General features: G+C 69.3%; 21 protein-coding genes. 10 read left to right on the top strand and 11 right to left on the bottom strand.

Annotation, left to right across the window (positions count from 1 at the left end; all coding sequences use genetic code 11):
- The first annotated feature begins 57 nt into the window (after positions 1-57).
- The 3 genes from ACYVHU_RS22305 to ACYVHU_RS22295 all read left to right on the top strand — a co-directional run bounded on the left by ACYVHU_RS22305 (position 58) and on the right by ACYVHU_RS22295 (position 4866).
- Positions 58-1821: an ABC transporter substrate-binding protein gene (locus ACYVHU_RS22305; RefSeq protein ID WP_144390268.1), complete on the top strand. Its 1764-nt coding sequence runs from the start codon at positions 58-60 to the stop codon at positions 1819-1821.
- 98 nt (positions 1822-1919) lie between these two features.
- Complete coding sequence (locus ACYVHU_RS22300; protein WP_078763781.1) at positions 1920-2933, top strand: ABC transporter permease; 1014 nt, start codon at positions 1920-1922, stop codon at positions 2931-2933.
- A 112-nt stretch (positions 2934-3045) separates the two neighbouring features.
- Entirely contained in the window at positions 3046-4866 is a 1821-nt protein-coding gene (locus ACYVHU_RS22295) for an ABC transporter ATP-binding protein (protein ID WP_078763780.1), read from the top strand.
- Between the two features lie 69 nt (positions 4867-4935).
- On the opposite strand, the gene ACYVHU_RS22290 is transcribed toward ACYVHU_RS22295, so the two are convergent.
- The 3 genes from ACYVHU_RS22290 to ACYVHU_RS22280 form a co-directional block, all read right to left on the bottom strand.
- On the bottom strand, positions 4936-6363 hold the full coding sequence (locus ACYVHU_RS22290) for a threonine/serine exporter family protein (protein ID WP_078763779.1): 1428 nt from the start codon (positions 6361-6363) through the stop codon (positions 4936-4938).
- A gap of 253 nt (positions 6364-6616) precedes the next feature.
- Positions 6617-7297 (bottom strand): response regulator, encoded by a 681-nt coding sequence (locus tag ACYVHU_RS22285; RefSeq protein ID WP_078763778.1) that lies wholly within the window; start codon positions 7295-7297, stop codon positions 6617-6619.
- A 47-nt stretch (positions 7298-7344) separates the two neighbouring features.
- Positions 7345-8217, bottom strand: a complete 873-nt coding sequence (locus tag ACYVHU_RS22280; protein ID WP_078763777.1) for a RecB family exonuclease — start codon at positions 8215-8217, stop codon at positions 7345-7347.
- A gap of 142 nt (positions 8218-8359) precedes the next feature.
- On the opposite strand from ACYVHU_RS22280, the gene ACYVHU_RS22275 reads away from it, so the two are divergent.
- Entirely contained in the window at positions 8360-9445 is a 1086-nt protein-coding gene (locus tag ACYVHU_RS22275) for a site-2 protease family protein (protein WP_078763776.1), read from the top strand.
- A gap of 24 nt (positions 9446-9469) precedes the next feature.
- On the opposite strand, the gene ACYVHU_RS22270 is transcribed toward ACYVHU_RS22275, so the two are convergent.
- Together ACYVHU_RS22270 and ACYVHU_RS22265 are read right to left on the bottom strand one after the other, a co-directional pair.
- Positions 9470-9943, bottom strand: a complete 474-nt coding sequence (locus ACYVHU_RS22270; protein WP_078763775.1) for a hypothetical protein — start codon at positions 9941-9943, stop codon at positions 9470-9472.
- Between the two features lie 38 nt (positions 9944-9981).
- On the bottom strand, positions 9982-11313 hold the full coding sequence (locus ACYVHU_RS22265) for a helix-turn-helix domain-containing protein (protein ID WP_078763774.1): 1332 nt from the start codon (positions 11311-11313) through the stop codon (positions 9982-9984).
- Positions 11314-11475: 162 nt separating this feature from the next.
- Between ACYVHU_RS22265 and ACYVHU_RS22260 the strand changes: the two genes are divergently transcribed.
- Complete coding sequence (locus ACYVHU_RS22260; RefSeq protein WP_498949430.1) at positions 11476-11853, top strand: hypothetical protein; 378 nt, start codon at positions 11476-11478, stop codon at positions 11851-11853.
- 41 nt (positions 11854-11894) lie between these two features.
- Here the strand turns inward: ACYVHU_RS22260 and ppgK are convergent, their stop codons facing one another.
- On the bottom strand, positions 11895-12674 hold the full coding sequence (gene ppgK / locus ACYVHU_RS22255; RefSeq protein WP_078763773.1) for a polyphosphate--glucose phosphotransferase: 780 nt from the start codon (positions 12672-12674) through the stop codon (positions 11895-11897).
- Positions 12675-12898: 224 nt separating this feature from the next.
- On the opposite strand from ppgK, the gene ACYVHU_RS22250 reads away from it, so the two are divergent.
- Positions 12899-13837, top strand: coding sequence for a tRNA (adenine-N1)-methyltransferase (locus ACYVHU_RS22250; RefSeq protein ID WP_432939987.1), 939 nt, complete (start codon positions 12899-12901; stop codon positions 13835-13837).
- Positions 13838-13997: 160 nt separating this feature from the next.
- Complete coding sequence (gene arc / locus ACYVHU_RS22245; RefSeq protein WP_144390267.1) at positions 13998-15764, top strand: proteasome ATPase; 1767 nt, start codon at positions 13998-14000, stop codon at positions 15762-15764.
- Positions 15765-15968: 204 nt separating this feature from the next.
- On the opposite strand, the gene ACYVHU_RS22240 is transcribed toward arc, so the two are convergent.
- From ACYVHU_RS22240 to ACYVHU_RS22225, 4 genes are all read right to left on the bottom strand, one after another.
- The gene (locus ACYVHU_RS22240) at positions 15969-16448 is read right to left on the bottom strand and encodes an SAM-dependent methyltransferase (RefSeq protein WP_498949429.1); all 480 of its coding nucleotides are present in this window, start codon (positions 16446-16448) and stop codon (positions 15969-15971) included.
- Between the two features lie 638 nt (positions 16449-17086).
- Positions 17087-17497, bottom strand: a complete 411-nt coding sequence (locus ACYVHU_RS22235) for an NUDIX hydrolase (RefSeq protein ID WP_498949427.1) — start codon at positions 17495-17497, stop codon at positions 17087-17089.
- 872 nt (positions 17498-18369) lie between these two features.
- The gene (locus ACYVHU_RS22230; RefSeq protein ID WP_144390266.1) at positions 18370-18549 is read right to left on the bottom strand and encodes a hypothetical protein; all 180 of its coding nucleotides are present in this window, start codon (positions 18547-18549) and stop codon (positions 18370-18372) included.
- On the bottom strand, positions 18546-18911 hold the full coding sequence (locus ACYVHU_RS22225) for a hypothetical protein (RefSeq protein WP_498949426.1): 366 nt from the start codon (positions 18909-18911) through the stop codon (positions 18546-18548). Before ACYVHU_RS22225 ends, ACYVHU_RS22230 begins: the two co-directional genes overlap by 4 nt.
- A gap of 525 nt (positions 18912-19436) precedes the next feature.
- Between ACYVHU_RS22225 and ACYVHU_RS22220 the strand changes: the two genes are divergently transcribed.
- The 3 genes from ACYVHU_RS22220 (at position 19437) to ACYVHU_RS22210 (ending at position 20988) form a co-directional block, all read left to right on the top strand.
- Complete coding sequence (locus tag ACYVHU_RS22220; RefSeq protein WP_200813756.1) at positions 19437-19586, top strand: hypothetical protein; 150 nt, start codon at positions 19437-19439, stop codon at positions 19584-19586.
- A gap of 620 nt (positions 19587-20206) precedes the next feature.
- Positions 20207-20545 (top strand): hypothetical protein, encoded by a 339-nt coding sequence (locus ACYVHU_RS22215; RefSeq protein ID WP_144390265.1) that lies wholly within the window; start codon positions 20207-20209, stop codon positions 20543-20545.
- Between the two features lie 59 nt (positions 20546-20604).
- Complete coding sequence (locus tag ACYVHU_RS22210; protein WP_144390264.1) at positions 20605-20988, top strand: hypothetical protein; 384 nt, start codon at positions 20605-20607, stop codon at positions 20986-20988.
- 913 nt (positions 20989-21901) lie between these two features.
- On the opposite strand, the gene ACYVHU_RS22205 is transcribed toward ACYVHU_RS22210, so the two are convergent.
- Positions 21902-22468: a TetR/AcrR family transcriptional regulator gene (locus ACYVHU_RS22205; protein ID WP_144390263.1), complete on the bottom strand. Its 567-nt coding sequence runs from the start codon at positions 22466-22468 to the stop codon at positions 21902-21904.
- Positions 22469-22541: the final 73 nt, after the last annotated feature.

Here is a 22541-nt window from a genome sequence, read left to right as displayed (position 1 = left end):
CCGGTAGGCCCGGAGAGCACCCCTTCCCATCCCGCAGCCCGCGAGAAAGGCAGAACATTGAGGAACCGAGCACTGGGATTCGTCGCGCTCGGCGCGGCGGCGTCCCTGCTGCTGACCGCCTGCGGCGGTAACGAGAGCGGCGGCGGCGAGGCCAGCGGCAGCTACGACCAGGGCAGCACGGAGATCGTCAACGCCTCCGACGCCAAGGGCGGCACGCTGCGCTATGCGATGAGCTCCAACGTCGAGAGCATGGACCCGGGCAACACCTACTACGGGTACATGTGGAACTTCAGCCGCTACTACGCGCGCACCCTCATGACCTACAACCCGGAGCCGGGCGCCGCGTCCACCGAGGCGGTCCCCGACCTCGCCGCGGAGTACCCCGAGGTCAGCGACGACGGTCTGACGTGGACGGTCAAGCTGCGCGAGGGCCTGAAGTACGAGGACGGCTCGCCGATCGTCGCCGAGGACATCAAGTACGCGATCGCGCGCAGCAACTTCGGCGACCAGGCCCTGCCCAACGGTCCCAAGTACTTCGCCTCCCTCCTCGCCGACAGCGACGACTACGCGGGCCCCTACGCCAACGACGGCGACCCGCTGGCCGGCTTCAACGGCATCGAGACCCCCGACGACACGACTCTGATCTTCCACCTCAAGGAGCCGTTCGCCGACTTCCCCTACGTCCTGGTCCAGCCGCAGAGCGCCCCGGTCCCGGCCGAGGCCGACCGCGGTGAGCAGTACCAGACCCGGGTGGTCTCCTCCGGTCCCTACAAGTTCGAGAGCGACTACAGCCCGGGCAAGGGCCTGACCCTGGTCCGCAACGACCAGTGGGACCCCGAGACCGACCCGATCCGCAAGGCGCTGCCGGACCGGATCACGGTCGAGGAGAGCGTCGACCAGAACGAGATCGACCAGCGTCTGGTCAACGGCCAGCTCGACGTCGACCTGGGCGGCACCGGCCTGGGCCCGGCGATGAAGGGCCAGGTGCTCACCGACGAGGCCCAGAAGCCCTTCATCGACAACCCCGAGACCGGCGCCGTGCGCTACATCGCCATCAACAACGTCGTCGAGCCCCTGGACGACGTGGCCTGCCGCCAGGCGATCATGTACGCGGCCGACCACGACGCGCTCCAGCGCGCCTGGGGCGGCGAGGTCGGCGGCTCGATCCCGACCCAGGTCATCCCGCCGGCGATCGCCGGGCACGACCCCGAGATCGACCTGTACCCCTCCGAGGGCAACAAGGGTGACGCGGCCAAGGCCAAGGAGAAGCTGGAGGAGTGCGGCGAGCCCGACGGCTTCAGCACCAACCTCGGCGTCCGGGCCGACCGTCCCACCGAGGTCGCCGCTGCCGAGGCGCTCCAGGCGAGCCTGCAGAACGTCGGCATCAAGGTGAACATCAAGCAGTACCCCTCGGACACCTTCACCAACACCCAGGCGGGCTCGCCGGACTTCGTCCACGAGAACGAGCTCGGCCTCAACATCTACGGCTGGATCCCCGACTGGCCGACCGGCTACGGCTTCCTGAGCTACATCGTCGACGGCGACAACATCAAGGACGCCGGCAACTCCAACATCTCCGAGCTGGACGACCCGGAGATCAACAAGCTCCTGGACGACGTCACCAAGACGACCGACCCCGAGGAGCAGGCGCAGATCTACAGCGAGATCGACCGTCTGGTCATGGAGAGCGCTTCGATCCTGCCCGCGGTGTTCGAGAAGTCGGTGTTGTACCGGCCTGAGAACCTCACCAACGTCTACTTCCACGCCGGTTACGCCATGTACGACTACATGGCCCTCGGCGTCGCGAACACCGAACAGTAAGTCCGACACCCGCACCTTCGACCAGTTAGAAGGCAGGTGAAGGCCGCGGGGGCGGCCGGGTCCCACAAGGGCTCGGCCGGCCTTCGCGGCCGGCCACGTTGCTCACTTACATTCTCCGTCGTTTGGGCGCCGGCGTCCTGCTGCTTGCGATCGTCACCATGGTGACGTTCGTGATCTTCTACGTCGTGCCGCGGCTGGCCGGGCAGACCACCGAGCAGCTCGCCACGATGTACGTCGGCAAGGCCCCCACTCCCGAGGCCATCCAGGCCACCATCGACCGGCTCAACCTGGACCAGCCGATCGCGCTGCAGTTCTGGGAGTTCATCAAGGGCATCTTCGTCGGCGCCGAATACCAGTTCGGCCGCGACATCGTGCAGTGCTCCGCGCCGTGCTTCGGCTACTCCTTCCAGACCTACCAAGAGGTCTTCCCGGAGATCATCAACCGGCTTCCGGTGACCCTCACCCTGGGCCTGGGCGCCGGCGTCATCTGGCTGGTCGGTGGTGTGACCGTCGGTATCATCTCCGCCATCAAGAAGGGCAGCATCTTCGACCGCCTGTCCATGGGCGTCGCCCTGGCCGGCGTGTCCATGCCGGTCTTCTTCACCGGTCTGCTCGCCCTGGCCTTCCTGGTCCACGCCTGGGGGATCTTCCCCAGCCCGGGCTACACCCCGATCACCGAGAACCCGCTGGCCTGGGCCACCGGCATGATCCTGCCGTGGCTGACCCTCGCCTTCCTCCAGGCCGCCCAGTACGCCCGGCAGACCCGCGCGGGCATGCTGGAGACCATGGGGGAGGACTACATCCGCACGGCCCGCGCCAAGGGGCTCAAGGAGCGCACCGTGGTGTTCAAGCACGGCCTGCGCCCCACCCTCACCCCGATCGTCACGATCTTCGGTCTGGACATCGGTCTGGTCCTCGGCGGCGCCGTGCTGACCGAGCAGGTCTACTCGCTCAACGGCATCGGCCGCTACGCGGTCCAGGCCATCGTGCAGAGCGACCTTCCCGTGATCCTGGGCGTCACCCTGTTCGGTGCGTTCTTCGTGGTCATCTGCAACCTCATCGTCGACCTGCTCTACGCCTGGGTGGACCCCAGGGTCAGAGTCTCCGGCTGACGGCGCCCGGCCCCCCCGTAGGACGGTGGGGCCGGCCAGTACCCGACGACGACCATCTCTCTGTGTGCCCCGCCTTTGCGTCCGGGGCCTTCGAGCCGAAGGAAGACCGGCAATGACCCCAACCGGACACAGCGCCGAACCGACCACCGAGCCGGTGGTCCGCGTCCGTGACCTCAAGATCACCTTCCCGACGATGGACGGTGACGTCCACGCCGTCGACGGGCTGTCCTTCGAGGTGGCGCCCGGCGGGGCGCTGGGAATCGTCGGCGAGTCCGGCTCCGGCAAGAGCGCGACGTCGCTGGCCCTGATGGGCCTGCACCGTGGCACCAAGGCCCGCATCACCGGAGAGATCTCCGTGGCCGGCACCGACATCGTCAGCGCCTCCGACGCCCGCATCCGTGAACTGCGCGGCAACGACATCGCGATGGTCTTCCAGGACCCGATGTCGTCGCTGCACCCCCAGTACACGATCGGCAACCAGCTCATCGAGGCCTACCGCACCCACCGCCCCTCCGCCTCGACCGCGGAGGCGCGCGCCCGGGCCGTCGAGGCGCTGGAGCGCGTCGGCATCCCCGACCCGGCCAAGCGCATCAACTCCTACCCGCACGAGTTCTCCGGCGGTATGCGCCAGCGCGTCCTCATCGCGATGGGACTGGTCTGCGAGCCCAAGGTGCTGCTGGCCGACGAGCCCACCACGGCGCTGGACGTGACGGTGCAGGCCCAGATCCTCGACCTGCTGGAGGACCTGCGTCAAGACCTCGGTATGGCGCTGATCCTGGTCAGTCACGACCTCGCGGTCGTCGCCGGGTCCGTCGACGAGGTCCTGGTCATGAAGAAGGGCAAGGCGGTCGAGCGCGGCGACGTGCGCACCGTGCTCAGCGAGCCGGAGCACCCCTACACCCAGGCGCTGCTCGCGGCCGTCCCGCGGGTCGAGGTCTCCCGCGCCCAGCGCCGGGCCGAGATCCGGGCCGACCGCGCCGCTCGCGAGGGCGGCTCCGCGGCGGCCCCGCAGCCCACCGGCGCCAGCGTCCGGCCGGAGAAGCAGGAGTCCACCACCCCCGGCGAGCCGCTGCTCAAGGTCGAGAACGTCCGCCAGCGTTTCAAGGTGCGTGGCGGCATGTTCGGCAAGGCCAGCGACTTCTACGCGGTCGACGACGTCTCCTTCGAGCTGTACCGCGGTGAGACGCTGGGCATCGTCGGCGAGTCCGGTTCGGGTAAGAGCACCCTGTCGCGGATGATCATGCGGCTGCTCCAGCCGACCGAGGGCAGGATCCTGTTCGAGGGACGCGACATCACCAAGCTGCCGGAGCGGCAGCTGCGCCCGCTGCGCCGCGACATCCAGATGATCTTCCAGAACCCCTACTCGTCGCTGAACCCGCGTCTGACGATCGGCGACAGCATCGGCACCGCGCTGAAGGTGCAGGGCGAGAAGGACGGCAAGCTCATCAAGAAGAAGGTCCAGGAGCTGCTGGAGCGCGTCGGCCTGGAGCCCTCGCACTACAACCGGTTCCCGCACGCCTTCTCCGGCGGCCAGCGCCAGCGCATCGCGATCGCCCGCGCGCTGATCCTCCAGCCCAAGCTGGTGATCTGTGACGAGCCCGTCTCGGCGCTGGACGTCTCCACCCAGGACCAGGTGCTGCGCCTGCTCTCGGAGCTCCAGGACGACTTCAACCTGACGCTCATCTTCGTCGCCCACGACCTCGCGGTGGTCCGCCAGGTCAGCGACCGGGTCGCGGTCATGCGCAAGGGCCGGGTCGTGGAGATGAGCGACGGCGACTCCGTCTACGAGGACCCGCAGCACGAGTACACCCGTCAGCTGCTCGCGGCGGCCCCCGTCCTCGACCCCGACGAGGCCAAGGCCCACCGCGCCGAGCGCGCCCGGCTGCGCGCCGAGGCCAAGAAGGCTGCGGCCTCCGAGGGCACGGCGGCCTGACACCGAGGGCTTCCCGACACATCGGCCCCTCGCCCGCACGGGCGAGGGGCCGACGTGTGCCCGGGCCGGTCAGTAGCCGCCGCGGGTCCGCCGGGCGGCCGGACGCCCCAGCCGGCCGGCCCCGGCCAGGCCACCCCGCTGGAAGGCGCGCACCAGCTCGCCGCCCAGGTTCACCCCGGCCCCCAGGGCCAGCCCGATCGCGACCGCCTCCGAGAGGCTGAGCAGCCCCGCCACCGCGTCGTTGAGGCTGATCTCCAGCAGCCCCCGGTACAGGATGCTGCCGGGCAGCAACGGCGCGATGGAGGGGATGATGTAGGGCAGCACCGGCCGTTGGGTGCGCCGCGCCAGCCAGTGCGCGATGACGCCCACCACCACGGCCCCGGCGCCGGTCCCCACGATCGGGGGGACCTCCAGCAGCGTGCGCAGGCCCACGTAGATCACCCAGATCAGCACCCCCAGCGCCCCGATCGCCGGCAGCATGCGCCAGGGCACGGCCAGCGAGACCGCGAAGGCGATCGCGATCCCGGCGGCCCCCACGAGCACCGCCGCGTCCAGGGAGGTGCCCGCGGAGGGCAGGTTCTCCAGGTTGACGTCCACCCCCAGGCGGACCGCGGTGTAGGCGACCGCGCCCACCCCCGACACGATCGCGCCCAGGGTGAAGAAGACCTCGAGCAGCCGCGCCACGGAGGAGACGTAACTGCCGCTGATCCCGTCCTGCAGGCTCGTCACCAGCGGGCGTCCCGGCAGCAGCGCCATGATGTTGCCGGTGATGACCGCGCCGGCCTGGAGGCCGAGGTCCAGCTCCGAGCTCACCCACAGCAGCGCCGCCCCCATGCTGGAGGCGATCACCGCGGCCGCGGCCATCTGGTAGAACTCGGCCACACCGCGTTTGGCCAGGATCACCGAGGCGCGGTCGCCCAGCACCGTCGCGAGGAACGCCGCGGTGGCGACGATGAACTGCCCGCCGACCATCAGACTCGCGCTGGAGGCGATCAGCCCGAAACCGCACACCAGCAGCCAGTTGGGGTAGGGAGGCCGGGCCCGTTTGATCGCGCGCAACCGCGCGATCGCCTCCTCCAGCTCCACCTGTCCCAGCGCGGCGTCTTGGACCAGCGCGTGCAGCTCGCCCACCCGGAAGTAGTCGAGCGTGCGCCGGCGCACCACGCGCTCGCCGGTGATCGGGGGGTGGTCGCCCCCGGGGTGGCAGGACAGGGTGATGGCGGTGAACGTCACCGACACCTCGCTGCGGGGCAGCTCGAAGGCCACCGACAGGCTGAGCATCGACTCGCTCACGGCCTCGGTGCCCTCCCCGCTGGCGAGGAGGAGTTCGCCGACGCGCAACACGAGATCGATCGCGCGTGGGTCGGGAAGCTCCACGACGTCGTCGTCGAGGCCCTCGGCGTGGATCTCGGACTCCCGGGCGGCTCGCCAGTCCCGGAGCCGGCTCAGTGGGTTCTCTTCGTTCGGCGGGTCGTGCCGTTCTGGTCGCTGCGCCATCGGTGGGTTTCGATACCTCCTCGGGCATGAGGGGACCCGTCAGGAACCAGGGTCCTGGTGTCGGGTCATGGGACGGCTCTACCCGATCCGGCGGTGTCGCCACGGCACCATAGGAAAGCGGTGCCGGGCGGTCGCGTCGCGGGCGGCCATCCGTGGGACGTCCGCCTCGCCGCAGGGGTTGGCGCGCGAGGACGCCGGTCCGGGTGAGGTGTGTCACCGGGGCGCCGAACCCGAGGGGCGCGACCGCGCGGGGCTAGTCGTCCTCGCCGGGACGCACCACACCGGTCTCATAGGCGTGGACGACGGCCTGGACCCGGTCGCGCAGCCCCAACTTCGTCAACACGTTGCCCACGTGCGTCTTGACCGTGGTCTCGCTGACGAACAGGCGCTCGGCGATCTCGGCGTTGGACAGGCCGCGCGCCAGCAGGCGCAGGACCTCGCGCTCGCGTTCGGTCAGCCGGTCGACGGCCGGGGCGGGCGCCGGCCGCGCGGAGGGAAGGCGCGCGGCGAAGCGGTCCAGCAGCCGCCGGGTCACGGTCGGGGCGACGATCGCGGCCCCCTCGGCCACCACCCGGATCGCGGTGACCAGCTCGTCGGGAGGCACGTCCTTGAGCAGGAACCCGCTGGCGCCCGCGCGCAGCGCCTCGACCACGTACTCGTCCAGGTCGAAGGTCGTCAGCACGAGGACCCGGACCCGCTGCCCGGCCTCTTTCGCCCAGTCCAGGATGTCCCGGGTCGCCGCGATCCCGTCCCTGCCGGGCATGCGGATGTCCATCAGCACCACATCGGGCAGCAGACGCCTGGCCGAGGCCAGCGCGCCGTAACCGTCGGAGGCCTCCCCGACCACCGAGATCTCCGGCTGCCCCTCCAGGATCATCCGGAAACCGGTGCGCAGCAGGGGCTGGTCGTCGACGAGCAGGACGCTGATGGGCATGAGGGGATTGTCCCCCATCCGGGGCCGCCGCGCGGCCCCGGAACCGTTCACGCGCGCGGGTCGGGCCTCACGGCCGTCTCGGGTGGCAGCGGCGCGAAGACGGTCGCCTGCCCGCCGGCGGGGAGCTCGGGCGGGGTCCCGCCGAATTCCGGGCACAGCGCGCGGTGGTCGCACCACCCGCACAGCGGGCTTTTGCGGGGCCGCCACTGCCCGGAGCGGGCGGTCTCCTCGATCTGCCACCAGATGTCGGTGATCCTCTTCTCGACCTCACGCAGGTCGGCCTCTGTCGGCTCGTACCACAGCCACTCCCCGTCTCCCAGGAACATCAGCTGGAGGCGGGTGGGGATCTCGCCGAACTCGCGCCAGACCATCAGGGCGTAGAAGTGGACCTGGAGCCAGGCCTTGTCGCGGTAGGGCTTGGCCGGGGCCTTGCCGGTCTTGTAGTCCACCACGCGGATGCGCCCGTCCGGCGCGACATCGAGACGGTCGACGTAACCGCGCAGCCGCAGCCCCGACTCCAGCGTCACCTCCAGGCGCAGTTCACGTTCGCGTGGCTCCAGCCGCCCCGGGTCCTCCATCGAGAAGTAGCGCCTGATGGCCTCGCGCGCCCCGTCGAGCCACGCCGCGAGCTCGTCCTCGTCGGCGAACAGCTCCGCGGCCTCGGGCTGCTTCTCGCGCAACCGGTTCCACTGGGGCTCCAGCAGCGCCAGCGCGGAGTCGGGGGTGCGGGTGTCGGGCGCGAGCTCGAAGAGCCGCTCCAGGACCGCGTGGACCAACGTGCCGCGCAGCGCGGCGGGGCTGGGACGCTCGGGGACCCGGTCGATGACACGCAGCCGGAACAACAGGGGGCACTGGAGGAAGTCGGTGGCCCGGGAGGGGGACAGCGCCCGAGCCGGGGAGGGGGCGTGCGGGGAGGACATGGCCCCAGCCTACGCGGGCTCCACCGCGGCACGGCGACCGCGGCCGACCGCGTAGCCTGGCAGTGTGACGCACCGAGATCGCCCCGACCCCCCACGACGTTCCCGGGCCGACAGCGCGAAGGGCGGTCGCCGGACCCTTCGCATGGGAAGCCCGTTCGGCATCCCGGTCCACGTGGCGCCCTCCTGGCTGATCATCGCGGCGATCATCACGGTGCTCTACGCGCCACTGGTCGAGGGGAGGCTCGCCCTCGGCCCGCTGTCCTACCTCGTGGCCTTCGTCTTCGCGGTGCTGCTGTACGCCTCGGTGCTCGTCCACGAGCTCGCGCACTCCGTCGTGGCCCGCAGGTACGGGCTGCCGGTCCGCCGGATCACGCTGTACATGCTCGGCGGGGTCTCGGAGATCGAACGCGAGGCGCCGACCCCGGGACGGGAGTTCTGGGTGGCCTTCTCCGGGCCGCTGCTGTCGTTGGTGCTGGCCGCCGGAGGGCTTGTCGCCTACGGGTTCGCCGACCCCGACACCATCGTCGGCGTGCTCCTGTGGCAGTTGTGGGTCGCCAACCTGCTCGTCGGGGTGTTCAACCTCCTGCCCGGCCTGCCGTTGGACGGCGGTCGGCTGCTGCGCGCGCTGGTGTGGGGGGTGACCCGCCGCCCCTACGCGGGGACCCTGGCCGCCGCCTGGGTGGGGCGGGCGCTGGCCGCCGCCGTCATCGCGCTGCCCTTCCTGTCCGCATGGTGGACGGCCGGCTCGCCGAACCTCTTCGCGATCCTGTGGGCCGTGCTGCTCGGCGGGTTCATCTGGTCAGGTGCCACGTCGTCGCTGCGCGCCGCGCGCCTGCGCGAGCGCCTGCCGGGCCTGCGGGCCCGGAGCCTGGCCCGCGAGGCGATACTCCTGACCGCCGACACCTCCGTGGCCGAGGGGCTGCGGCGCATGGACGAGGCCGGTGCCGAGGCGATCGTCGTCATCGACACCGACGACACGCCCACCTCGATCGTCAGCGACGCCGCGATCGCCGCCATCCCCGAGGCGCGCCGGCCCTGGGTGCCCCTGTCCAGCGCCGCCCGCGCGATCCTGCCGGGGGGTGTGCTCGACGCCGGCCTGGAGGGCGTCGAGCTGCTGGAGGCCCTGCACGCGCACCCCGCGCAGGAGTACCTCCTCACGGGGTCCGGGGGGCGTGTCGAAGGCGTTCTGCGCAGCAGCGACGTCCAGGCGGCCGTCACCGGTTCCTGAGCGCGCCCGCTGCGCGGGCGCTCCTCACCTCCGTTCGCCCTCGGGCCAGATCACCAGCACCGGGCGTTCGCGTTCCCGGGCGTAGGCGACCACGTCCGCGGTACCGCCCGGACCGCGGGCGGGTTCGCCGTCCCACACCGCGACCAGCTCGTCGCACTCGTCGACCAGCAGCCGGCCGGCCGCCAGGTGGGCCTCGGGGGTGGACTCCGCGAACGGGAGCCGGTGCACCTGCCGGGCGCGCGGCAGCAGCGCGTCATAGACCGCCCGATGCCAGGCCGGCAGGGAGCGACGGTACCCCTCGGCCGGCACGACGGCCTCCAGCGTGCCTCCGGCGTCTAAGACCGCGCGGGCGAAGATCGTGTCCGCGCCGTCGGCCAGGCAGGTCAGGCCCACCAGAGGGGAGCCGTCTCCGCCGAGGTGTCGGCGCAGTTCACGGTCGACGACACGTTGCAGGTCCACCGGTAGTTCCCGGTGGCCGGTGATCGCGACGCGACGCATCGCAGTGTCCTCCTCGGCTTCTTCAGGGGGATAGGGGGTCAGGCGGGCAGCGCTCCGGAGAGCAGGGCCTCGGTGAGCTGCTCGTCGAGCAGGCTCACACAACGCGCCCGGGGCCCACGGTAGTGGCGGCGGAACCGGCGTACCCGGCCGATGATCCGTTCGGACCGGAAGAGGACGCCCGTGCGCAGCGCCTCGCCCGCCAGACGGAACGCCTCGTCGACGTCACCGGCGTCGGCGTGCGCGCTGGCGAGCTCGACCATGAGCACCGCGCCCTGCTTGGCTCCGGGCCGGACGCCGCCGAAGGCGTCGGAGAAGGCCCGCCGGGCCTCGTTGGGCTGGCGTAGCCGCACCGCCGTCAACGCCCGGTAGCCGGCCACCTTGGCCTCGTCGAAGGCGAACACCCACGGCCAGGGGGGTTCGGAGTTGTCGGAGCGGTTCACCGCGGCCTCGGCCGAGGCGATCTCGCGGTGCGCCGCGGCGGCATCGCCCCGTCCCGCGTGCCCCAGGGCGCGAACGCACGCCAGCCAGGCCCGCGCGGTGGGGTGGGCGTTGTGGCCGAGCCGCCGTCCCGCCTCGGCGGTCAGGGTCAATCCGAGGGAGGGATCGTCGTCGTCGATCTCGAACGCCGCGAGGCTGCCGAGCATGTAGGCGGCCAGCAGCGCGTGCCCGGCCTGACCGGCGCGCTCGACCGCGGCGCGGTAGTGACGGCGCGCGGAACCGTCGTCGCCCATGTCGACGTGCAACCAGGCCGCGAAGCCGGCGGCCTCGCTGGCCGCCGCGGCGATGTCGCGCGCGAAGGGGGTGCGGTGGGCGCGCGCCAGCGTGCGCCCGGTCAGCTCCAGGTGGGCCACTGCGGCGTTGGCGAGCTCGCGCGCCGGCGCCGAAGCGTCCAGGCGCCGCTGCCCGCCGGTGATGGCGCGCAGCGTGGGAGCGGTCGTCTCGTCGATGTCACCGCGCCCGGCCCCGGCCGGTCGCGGCAGCGTCGCCAGAGCGAGGACCTTTCCGAAATCCCGGCGTCTCGTGGGATCCGCCCCCTTTCCGTCGCCCGCCACACGCGTGGTGGAGGGACGTGAGGGTGCCGACGCGCCGGGGATGGGCCCGGCGCTTGCGAACCGGAGCAGGTGGACCGGGACTCCCAGCCGATGGGAGACCTCCCTGACCTGGTCGATGGTCAACGACTGCTGGCCGTTGACCACCCGGGACACCCAGCTCTGGGAGTACCCCAGTGTCCGGGCCAGGTGGGACTGGGACCATCCGTGAGCGAGCCGGATGGCCTCGATGATCGCCGCGACGTCGCACGAGGAGAGCGCGGACGCTACGGCGGGGCGGGTCCAAAACTCCGGAGGCAGAGCACCGTCACGCTGGGGCATGAGCCTAGATTAGGGAGGTCATCGAGGTCCGGTGGCTATGTGTAAGACAATTGATGCAATGCGTGATGGGCATAAAAGGGGTATGCCGCCTCCCCGGAAGGGGCAGAGTCAAGGGACCAAAGTCCCGTTCGCGTGGGAAATCTTGTTGAAGTGGATCCCCAGATGCCCCCTGAAACGCCCATCGAGGATGGCTCGATGCTGACCGGAGACGGTCACTGCCTTGACCGAGGCAGGGGTGATGTGCAGTGGGCCTATGCCTTGCGTGCGCTGACGCTCGAACTCCGCGCGGCGGGCCTTGAGGTCCGTCCCGATGGTGGCACGGGCGCCGTCGAGGCGGCTCCACGCCGCGCCGACGGCATCGACCCGAAGGGCCCGCGGCGCCGGGCCATTCTCCGTCCGCATCGAGGACGGCTGTGGTGGTGGCTGGACTGCCCCGACGACCAGGGGGCGTGGTGGGCGCTGACCCCGCTCACCCCGGCGTCCCGGACCAGCGAGGCGGCCCGCCGCATCGTCCGCATGCTCCTGCCGGGGCAGTACTGACCCGCCGGCGGGGCCGTGGGGAGCCCGCCCGCGGGAGGCGGTCAGGCCCCGTCGAACAGGTCGGCGGCCAGCGCCGCGGCGCCCACGATGCCGGCCGTGTTGCGGAGCTGCGCGGGCACGATCGGGGTGCGCAGCCGCAGGTGGGGCAGGAACTTGTCGGCCTTGCGGCTCACCCCGCCGCCGACCACGATCAGGTCCGGCCACAGCAGGTCCTCGACCACCGAGTAGTAGCGTTGCAGCCGTTCCCGCGCCCAGCGCTCGTAGGACAGGTCCTCCCGTTCCTTGGCGCTGGAGGCGGCACGGCTCTCCGCGTCGTGCCCGTCGATCTCCAGGTGCCCGAACTCGGTGTTGGGGACCAGCCGGCCGTCCACGAGCAGGGCCGTGCCGATGCCGGTGCCCAAGGTGGTCAACAACACCACTCCCCGCACCCCGGCCGCCGCGCCGTAGCGGTGTTCGGCGACCGCCGCGGCGTCGGCGTCGTTGAGCACGTGCACGGCGCGCCCGGTCGCCTCGGCGAGCAGCTCCTCGACGTTCACCCCGATCCAGGACTTGTCGACGTTGGCGGCGCTGCGCGCCACCCCGTGCTGGATCACGGCGGGAAAGGTCGCCCCCAGCGGACAGCCGGGGTCCACGTGCTCGGGGAAGGCCGCCGCGATCTCGGCCACGGCCGCGGCGACCGCCCGTGGCGTGGAGGGTTGGGGGGTGGCCAGCTTCATCCGGTCCACGATGAAGGTTCCGGTGGACAGGTCCACCGGTGCGCCTTTGATCCCGCTTCCGCCGATGTCGATGCCCAGGCCCACCTTGGGCGCCTCGTTCGCCATGCGCGTCCATGCCTTTCCGTCTCGGCCCCGACCGGCCGCTCGTCCGGCCTGTCGGAGGGACCGTGGCCACGTCCCTACCCGTATTCAACCGCCTGCGGGAGGCGCTCGCGGGCCCCGCCGGGGTGCCCCGCTTGGCCGATTACACCGTTGCAGGTCATCGCGGATACCCTGGGCGACCGTATCCTCCCCGTTGCACCACCCCCGAAGTGAGAGACGAGAACCCAGTGACCGGCATCCATGGCCGCCGCGGACCCTTCGAAGACGGCGACATCGTGCAGCTGACCGACCCCAAGGGACGGATGCACACCATCACCCTGCGTGCCGGCACGGCCTTCCACACCCATCGTGGGCGTCTGGACCACGACGATCTCATCGGCAGCCCCGAGGGCAGCGTCGTCCGGGCGACCTCGGGAACCGCCTACGTGGCGCTGCGTCCGCTCCTCGCGGACTTCACGCTGTCGATGAAGCGCGGCGCGACGATCGTCTATCCCAAGGACGCCGCGCAGATCGTGGCCCAGGCCGACATCTTCCCGGGCGCGCGCGTCATCGAGGCGGGCGCGGGATCGGGATCGCTGTCGTGCTGGCTGCTGCGCGCCGTGGGGGAGGAGGGCATGGTCTCCTCCTATGAGCGCCGTGCCGACTTCGCCGACATCGCCCGCGCCAACGTCGAGCGCTTCTTCGGACGCGAGCACCCGGCCTGGCGGCTCACGGTCGGGGACCTCGCCGAGTCGATCGCCGAGACCGAGGTCGACCGCGTCGTCCTCGACATGCTCGCCCCGTGGGAGTGCCTGGACGTCGTCGCCGACGCCCTCATCCCCGGTGGGCTCATCTGCGTCTACGTCGCCACCACCACCCAGGTCTCGCGCATCACCGAGGCGCTGCGCGAGCACGGCTCCTTCTACGAGCCCAGCGCGTTCGAGACCATGGTGCGCACCTGGCACGTCGAAGGCCTGGCGGTGCGCCCGGACCACCGGATGATCGGGCACACCGGGTTCCTGGTGACCGCGCGCCGGCTGGCGGACGGGGCCGTCGCCCCCGAGCGCCGCCGTCGCCCCGCCAAGGGCGCCTACGGCGAGGACTGGAAGGCGGTCCAGAAGACGGAGGACGTGACCCCCGCCGAGCAGGTGGCCGCGGAGGACACCCGGGGCCCGGCCGAGGCATGATCGACACGTTACGTTCTCATTACGCCCCAGCGGCCGTTACCAGGCTGAGCTAGGCGTTTACAAGATCGAAAAGTGAGTCGTTCGACACTGGACGTCGCGGAGAGGTTAGGAAAAGGCTATGGGTAGGTAGGGTTCCGAGTAGTCGTCCTCTTCTAGGGAGGTGGCGGACGTGGCCGATCTCGACGACGAGCGTCAGGCGGAGCGCGACCGTGAGGCGGAACTCACGGCTCAGGTCTCCTATTTGGAGAAGGAACTCAGCGTAGTCCGGCGCAAGCTCGCCGATTCCCCCCGTCACGTGAGGCTGCTCGAGGATCGTCTCCGTGAGGCGCAGGCCGCCCTGGCCGCGACGAACGGACAGAACGAGCGGCTCGTGGCGACCCTGAAGGAGGCCCGTGACCAGATCGTCGCGCTGAAGGAGGAGGTCGATCGGCTGGCCCAGCCGCCCTCGGGGTTCGGGGTGTTCCTCGAGGCGCGCGACGACGAGACCGTCGAGATCTTCACCAACGGGCGCAAGATGCGGGTCAACGTCAGCCCGTCGGTGGAGATCTCCGACCTCAGGCCGGGCCAGGAGGTCATGCTCAACGAGGCGTTCAACGTCGTCGAGGCGCAGTCCTTCGAGCGTGTCGGCGAGGTCGTCATGCTCAAGGAGATCCTCGAGGGCGGCGACCGCGCGCTGGTGATCTCCAACCACGACGAGGAGAAGATCGTCCGGATCGCCGAACCGCTGCGCGATCAGCCGATCCGCCCCGGCGACTCCCTGCTCATGGAGGCCCGCTCCGGTTACGTCTACGAGCGCATCCCCAAGTCCGAGGTCGAGGAGCTCATCCTGGAGGAGGTCCCCGACATCGCCTACACCGACATCGGTGGCCTCGGTGGTCAGATCGAGCTCATCCGCGACGCGGTCGAGCTGCCCTACCTGCACAAGGAGCTGTTCCAGGAGCACCGGCTGCGCCCGCCCAAGGGCGTGCTGCTCTACGGTCCGCCGGGGTGCGGTAAGACGCTCATCGCCAAGGCCGTGGCCAACTCGCTGGCCAAGCAGGTCGCCGAGAAGACCGGCCGCGACGTCGGCAAGAGCTTCTTCCTCAACATCAAGGGGCCCGAGCTCCTCAACAAGTACGTGGGCGAGACCGAGCGCCACATCCGCCTGGTGTTCCAGCGGGCCCGCGAAAAGGCCAGCGAGGGCACCCCGGTCATCGTGTTCTTCGACGAGATGGACTCGATCTTCCGCACCCGCGGGTCGGGGGTCTCCAGCGACGTCGAGAACACGATCGTTCCCCAGCTCCTCAGCGAGATCGACGGTGTCGAGGGCCTCGAGAACGTCATCGTCATCGGCGCCTCCAACCGCGAGGACATGATCGACCCGGCGATTCTGCGTCCGGGGCGCCTGGACGTCAAGATCAAGATCGAGCGTCCCGACGCCGAGGCCGCCCGGGACATCTTCTCCAAGTACATCACCGCCGACCTGCCCCTGCACGCCGACGACCTGGCCGAGCACGGTGGCTCCCCGAAGGCCACCGTCGACGCGATGATCCAGCGGGTCGTCGAGCGGATGTACGGCGAGACCGAGGAGAACCGCTTCCTGGAGGTCACCTACGCCAACGGCGACAAGGAGGTCCTGTACTTCAAGGACTTCAACTCCGGGGCGATGATCCAGAACATCGTCGACCGCGCCAAGAAGATGGCGATCAAGGACTTCATCGACACCGGGGTCAAGGGGATCCGCGTCGCGCACCTGCTCCAGGCGTGCGTGGACGAGTTCAGCGAGAACGAGGACCTGCCCAACACCACCAACCCCGACGACTGGGCGCGCATCTCCGGAAAGAAGGGCGAGCGGATCGTCTACATCCGGACCCTGGTCTCGGGCAAGAAGGGCGCCGACTCCGGCCGGAGCATCGACACCGTCGCCAACACCGGCCAGTACCTGTAGAAACGCGCTTGCAGGACGCCTCACGGGGCCGACCGGAGTTCCGGTCGGCCCCTTCTCATGCCGGTCGTCTCCGGTCCCCGTGATGGCAGGGTGATGGCAAATCCACGGTGCTTCGGGAGCCGGCTTCGGTTTTGAGGCCGATGACGGAGAGTGAGGGTGATCGGCCGGGGCGGGACGCCGCGGAGGTCGGCGATAGGGCCGCCCCTACGGGCGGGGGGTCGGTGTTTCCCGGTAGCCGGCGAGCATCTCTGTGGGCCAACGGGGCCGGCTCACCTCGCCCCGAGGGCCGAACTCGGTGAACCACGGCGCGATGTCGAGGACGGGGGTTCCCCGCACGGCGTCCAGGTCCTCCACGTGCGGGTCGCGTCCCTCGACCCTGAGCAGACGGGGGTGGGAGACGGCGATCCTCGCGGGACGCCGGTGGTTGCGGTGGACGAACGTGCCGGTCTGCGGCCAGGCCGTGTTCCCTCGGGGGTGTCGGGCGCCGAGGTGGACGTCGGCCTCCGACCCCCGGCTGAAGTGCCACACGACCTGGATGTGGGAGAACTCGTCCAGGCCCTGGAGGGTGTCCACGGGCAGGTCCTTGTTGAGCCGGATGATCGATCGGCCCCCTCCCCAGTGGTCGTCGGTGACCTCGTCGCGTCCGCTGACGACGGTGGCGATAGGGGTGAGCGTGATCTCCATGAGTGGTCCTCCGGAGCTGAGGGGAAGGGACGGGGCAGGGGACTCGCAGGACCTCGGCGGCCCTGGTGTCGAGGTCGCGGCGTACCGCGCTGATCCCGCGTCCACGCACGGTGCTCAGGACGGTCCGCGTCGTCTGTACGGTTCCCGGCCCCCCGAGCGCACGCCCTCCCAGAGGGCCAACGCCGTCGAACACCCCCGCGGCGGAACCGCTGGCGGATGGTCCGCGGTCGGGATCCTCGTCTACACCGGCCGAATCCGCGTCGAGGTCCGGGGTGGTGGCCCCTTCGAGAACACGCATTCCTCCGCACTCCGCCGGCCGAACTTTTGGACGAGCACGGACGTGGCCTGCTCCTGGCCGACGCGCTCGCCTTCGCATGGGAGCGCCCGGCCACCGGGCGCGGTGTCTTCGCGGAGCCGCTCCGATGACGGTGTCTCAGCTCCCTACCGGTGCGGCGATGACGCACCCTGTTGTCCGATCCGGGATTTCCGCATCGCGCCCACTCGGGCACCGGGAAACCGAGTACCTGGCCCCATACACCGGCGATGCGGCTTGGGCATGAGTCTGGGCTGTACCATCGTCGCCCTCGCCAGGGCATGACCTTCTCCCCGTTCAGCCGGGGGAACTTTCGGCTGTCCTGCTAGCGGCCGGCGTTGAGCTTCTGCACGTGGGCGATGTAGCCGAGGATGTGCGGGGGCATGGGGGTGGGCAGGGCGTCCAGCGGGAAGAAGCCCAACGCCTGGCCTTCTCCGAGCACCAGCGCGCTTTCCGGGCCGTCCCAGGTGGCGGTGTAGACCTTCGGCCGCGGCGCGGCCGGATCGTCGGGGGTGACGTCCAGCTCGCGCAGGTCCTCGGGGACGATACCGGTCTCCTCGCGTACCTCCCGAAGAGCGGTCTGCTCCCAGGTCTCGCCCGGCTCTTGCTGTCCTCCGGGCATCGTCCAGTGGCCGGGCCAGCAGATGCCGGGGATGTCGTCGCGGTGCTGGAGCAGAATCTCCCCTGCCCGGTTGGTGATCATGACGACGCACCCGTTCCACACGGTCTCGTCCACAGGTCCTCCCCGCAGCAACGATAACGGCTCCCTCACCGTAGCCGGTGGGGGATCGGATGGCTTCCTGACGGACGATGGTGTCACCTGCGCGCCCCCTCGATCAGGTACTCGCGAAACACCCCGTTCTCGGACAACCCTTCGGTATCGACGTAGAAGACGGGCAGGCCGCAGCACCGCCGGACAACGGGCGAGCCGCTACCGTGCACATGGCCAGGCGGACATGGCCGATGTCTCCAGCCGTCGGGATCACTCACCACGCTGTTCCCGCCCGCGGTGAGCGCCGTGTCATCAAGCTCCGCCGCATCTGTCGGTGGAGGCCCACTCGAATCGGCATCCGGTCCTTCTTGCGGTATGTCTGCGTCGAGGCGATCAAGCACAGGGCGCAGGTCTCCCCGCTCTTGGGGACACGCGCGTACCCGACCATCCGCCCGTCCTCTGCCAGGACATCCCGGGTGGTGTGGGTGCGCACGAGCTGGAGATCCGTCGCCGTGATGGACGCGAGCCGGACCTGTCCGGCCTGTATCGCCTCGGCGAGGGGCGGCCCTGGGCGAGGTCGGCTCACACCTGCACGAACGGTCGCCGGTACGTCTTCTCCACAGGGACACCGCGCGGAGCCGGCACGGCCTCGATACCGAGCGGTGTGGGAACGAGGCCAAGCCGGTCCGCGAGGGCCTGGGCTAGGTCGGCGTCGGTGAGCGACGCCATCGCCCCGTGCGCGGCGCTCCACCGGCAGGGCCTGTTCGAGAAAGGCGTCCATGTCGTGGGTGTGCCACGCCCCGAGTCCGTCGAAGATCTCCGCGAGCACCTGGAGAAGGATGGTGCGGAGCCGCTGGCTGGTGTTGGCGTATTCGGTGACGAGCCCGTTCGTTGTCTCACTCACCGGTCACCCTGGTGGGCGGCTGCGGCGCTGCCGGGGCGCCGGTCTGGTTCCGGAGGGCGGCGGCGATCATCTGGTCCGCGGCGGCCGTGGTGGTGATCCGCTTGATCCGCGGCAGCGGCTCGCCCATGTCCTCGGCGATCACCGACAACGGGTAGCCGAGGCTCTTTTTCACGGCGGCGTCCACCACCACGACGGGGTTGAGCTGGTGGGGCACGCCACCGCATCTCCGGTCGCGGGGGCGCGTTCGATGATGGCGTTGCGCGCGTGATCGAGTGTGATGAGGGGACGGCGCGGGTCCTGGGGGTGCGGCCCGACCACGACGTAGGCCACCGACTGCGACAGCGCGGACCGGTAGAGCTGCTTCTGGCGGGCGGGGAGCCGGTTGGTCTTCCACCACGTCCACGCGGCCTCATCGGGTTCCCCGTCCGGGCCCGCGATGCCGGTCACCGCCAACCGGTTCACACTGGAGTTGGCGATCAGGCCGCAGATGTTCGTCCGGGCGATCTCCTGGAACCGCTTTTCCTGGTCCCGCACCCCTTTCGGCGGTACCGGAAGCGGAGGTTCCCCGGTGAAGTAGTTCCGCCGCTCGTTGAGCCGGCCCTGCCGCGCTTGAACTCTGCCCCCCAGGCGTACCGACTACCAATCCGGAGAGAGAGGGGCTCGTCCAGCACGCCGATCTCCTCCCGTATTCTCTCCCGGGTCCGGGAATCCATCGCTGGCTCCCGCAGAAAACCCGGTCCGGAATTTCTTCATCCATTCCGCGTGTCAACATATACAAGATATGTGACTCGAGGGTGGTGGATGGGGGGAGGAACTTTCCTGTAGGGATGGTTTGTTTCGTCGTCCGTGGTGGTAGCACCTTCCGGTGAAAAACGTTGAAGAAAAGAAGTCGGTTGCCTCCCTGTTCAACGGCTGGGCGGTTCTGTGGTCGGTCGTGACTCTGGTCTGGCTCGCCCTCCTCGGGCTGGAGTGGTACACCAGTGATTCCCTGGCCTGCCCCCTGACACCGGACAGCTCCCTGTATGGCACGGGAAGCTGGTCCTGGCTGCCCCCGGACGGGTGTGCTCCTGGGAGGTCGTCGTCGGTGACGAGACCTACACCATCACCGAAGAACCCCCGCTGTCCCGTCTCGGCATGGTGATCACGCTCCTGCTCTGGGGCGCTTCCAGCATGACCCTGGGCCTTCGGCGTAAACGAGAGGCGCAGTGAAGCGGGTGCGTCCCGGGGCCCGCGCGTGCTCGGGTCTCCCCGCGCGTTCCACCGCCGCATCGTTGCGCACGTGCTTTCTCGTGCCTTCTTCGCGACAGCGGCACCGACGTAGGAGGCGGGTCTGGCGGAACGCGGGGCCGATTGCATACACTTCTCACTTTCGCCTCGGCCGCCTCATTGGTTGCTGTGTGCGGGGTTCTGCTCGCGCGTGAGCCAGGCAAGGAATGGTCGCGCGCCCTGACCGAAGGTCTCGCGCTTTTCATAGGCGTTGTCGCGGCTTTCGTGTTCCTGTATTGGTCCCGTTCAGAACCAGGGATGATCGTTTGCCTCGTAGGTCCTGGAGCTCGGTGAGCATGACCCTGGAGGATGTGAAGCGTCTCTGAACGGGGCTCAGCAGTGCGGGAGCCTCAAAATCCCCAGATCCGTACAAAATTCGGACGGCGGCATTTTCCCGGGGCCTCTCGGGGGAGAAGGGGGCGCCCTCTCAGAGGTGGGCGCTCATGGAATGCTTGGTTTGACCCTTTTGGTGGGAACATCCTGAAGACTCGTCGGGCATGAATCGCTTGCGCTTCGCTACACTGGGGGAAGGGATCGCAAATGATTCTTGGAGATGAGTTTCCGTGGAAGAGAACCCTGCCGCTGATCCGACACGCCCATGGTCTCATGATCTGGTTGACGACGTAGACGCGGAGCTTTTCTTGAAGACCCTCAAGGCTCCTGCCGCGAGGACGTTGCGTTACCTCTGTCAGCATCCTGGGGAACAACTCTCGGTCCTTGATGTTGCCCGGGCGACAGGTGCTCACGAGGAGGATGTGAGAAGTCATGTTGTCCGGGTGAACAAGTACTCAGAAGCCCATGGTCATGTCCCGCTGCTGGCTGATGATCAGGGGCTTATTTCTGTGTCACCTGAGGCTTCTCGTGTCTTCGATACCGCTTTCGAGAAACTGTTTGGAAAGTGAATTAGGAGTCTGCCTTGAACCTCCGGACTGGGGCATTCCGCTCTTGTGTCATCAGCGCCATGGCTGTTGCCCTTATCTTCGGCCTCCAGGGCGTTGCGCGGGCTGCCGAGACTTCGGCGTCAATCACCTGCGACGATAGCAAGAAGACTCTATATGTGAACGCTAGTGGTGTGGACTACCCCGGGAACATCAACGTCGAAGTCGTTCGAGAGATTTTCGATAATGGGAAGCTTCGATCCTCTCATGAAACGACTGTGAGGACCTCTAGCACGGGATCCTGGTCTGTCCCTCGGATCGAGGGGACCTATAAGGACACGATTTCGAAGAAGGAACTGAAGGTGCGTGTTTACAACGCTGGAGGCAGGGAGCTGGGGCGTGCTTCCGACCGCTGTGCTGACTTCAAGGACGGGGAATTTGATTTTCGTGAAACCGCAGCGGCCTAGTTCTGGCTAAGACCCCTGAGTGCTGGGTTCGGTAGCACTTCGCCCGTGCTCTGTGGTCCTAGGGGAGCGCCACTTCCTCGGGCGGGCACTCTGGGGTGTGCCACACTGCGGGTATTTCGGGTGAGTCGCTCATGTGCCTACGTGGGTCAGAGCAGGCCGGGGTGGACCTCACATGGACGGCGTGGTGAGAAGCATGGCTTCGCCGCGTTGGTTTCCCTCGCGGTCTTGCGGTCGCGTGGTGCCAGGAGCACAGCAGTTGAAGGTTACGGAGGCGGTGGTCATCGCGGTTGCGAATGTGGTCCACGTCTGTGCCGGCCTCCGCGCAGATGCTGCCGTCGGACATGCGCCACTGGCGCAGGCCGTGGTCGCGTTCGATGACGTGGACGCGCAAGCTTTGCCAGTTCGGAGGGAGCTCCTCGCGGTGTCGTGAGCCTTCCCAGTCGGTAGCGATGCCCACCATCTCCGCTTGTTACGTTGGATAGTTGTCCGCTCTGGGAGATTTCGGTACCCGACCGCTGTCCGTAGTGGCCTGCACGTCGGTTGCTCCGTCTTCTCAGGGCGTGGGCGACCAACCTGGCCCCGGCCTGGCCCTCGGCGCACGCCTCCCAGACAACGCCGCACGGCGCTGGGCGAACCCCAACAGCCTGCTGCCAGGAATGTGGTCTCCTCTGCTCCGAACGGCTGAACCAGCTCAACAGTGCTCTCCGCTGCGGCCCGCTGCTGTCCGGTCACCACGCCGATCCGCATCCCATGACCTACGTGTGCGGCACAGCGTCAGCGGCCCGGTTGTTCCTGGGTGGCCCTGGTGGCGGTCGAGCGCGGTCCAAATACGAAGATAAGGCCAGCCGAGCACCTGGCTGCAGCCTGTGAGTGTGCAACGGCGCCCCGGCCCGGCGAGACGGGCGAGCCGTCTTCAGTCGCAGGCCACGCCCAGTTCCTGGAGGCGTAGCCGCAGCACCTCCAGAGTCCACCGGCCGTCGTCGCCGGGAACGAGAACCACGTGCAGGGCCAGGCCGTCGATGAGCGCCTGGAGCTCTCGCGCCAGCCCCGGCCGCTCCAACCCCAGGGCGGCGCAGGCCCGTTCACACAAGCTGTACACCTCGGCGTCGAGTTCGGCGCGCAGCGGAGCCAGCAGCGGGTCGGTGACGGCCGCCGTGCCCAGGGCGAGCGAGACCTCCATCTCCAGACGGCGTTCGTCGTCCAGCGGCAGCAGTTCCTGGAGGGTCTGCCAGGCCCAGGAAGGCGAGTCGGGCGCGATGGCGGCCACGCGCTCGCGTAGTCGCTCCAGCACGGCGCGGATGGACTTCTCGCGCACGCTGTCCTGGGTGGGGAAGGCGTAGCGCAGGGAGCTGGGGGCCAGTCCTGCCTCCTGGGCGATGTTGCGGACGGTCAGGGCGCGCATCCCCTGGCGGGCGATGACGCGCCAGGAGGCTTCGATGACCTGGCGTTCTCGTGCTTGGAGGTCCATAGATCGAGGCATTTGCCTATTGTGGCACAACTGTGCGACTATGGGGTGGAACATAGTCGCACAACTGTGCGGGAACGTGGAGGGG

This window comes from Marinactinospora endophytica (assembly GCF_054780875.1).
This window is presented reverse-complemented; position numbering and strand designations above follow the sequence as displayed.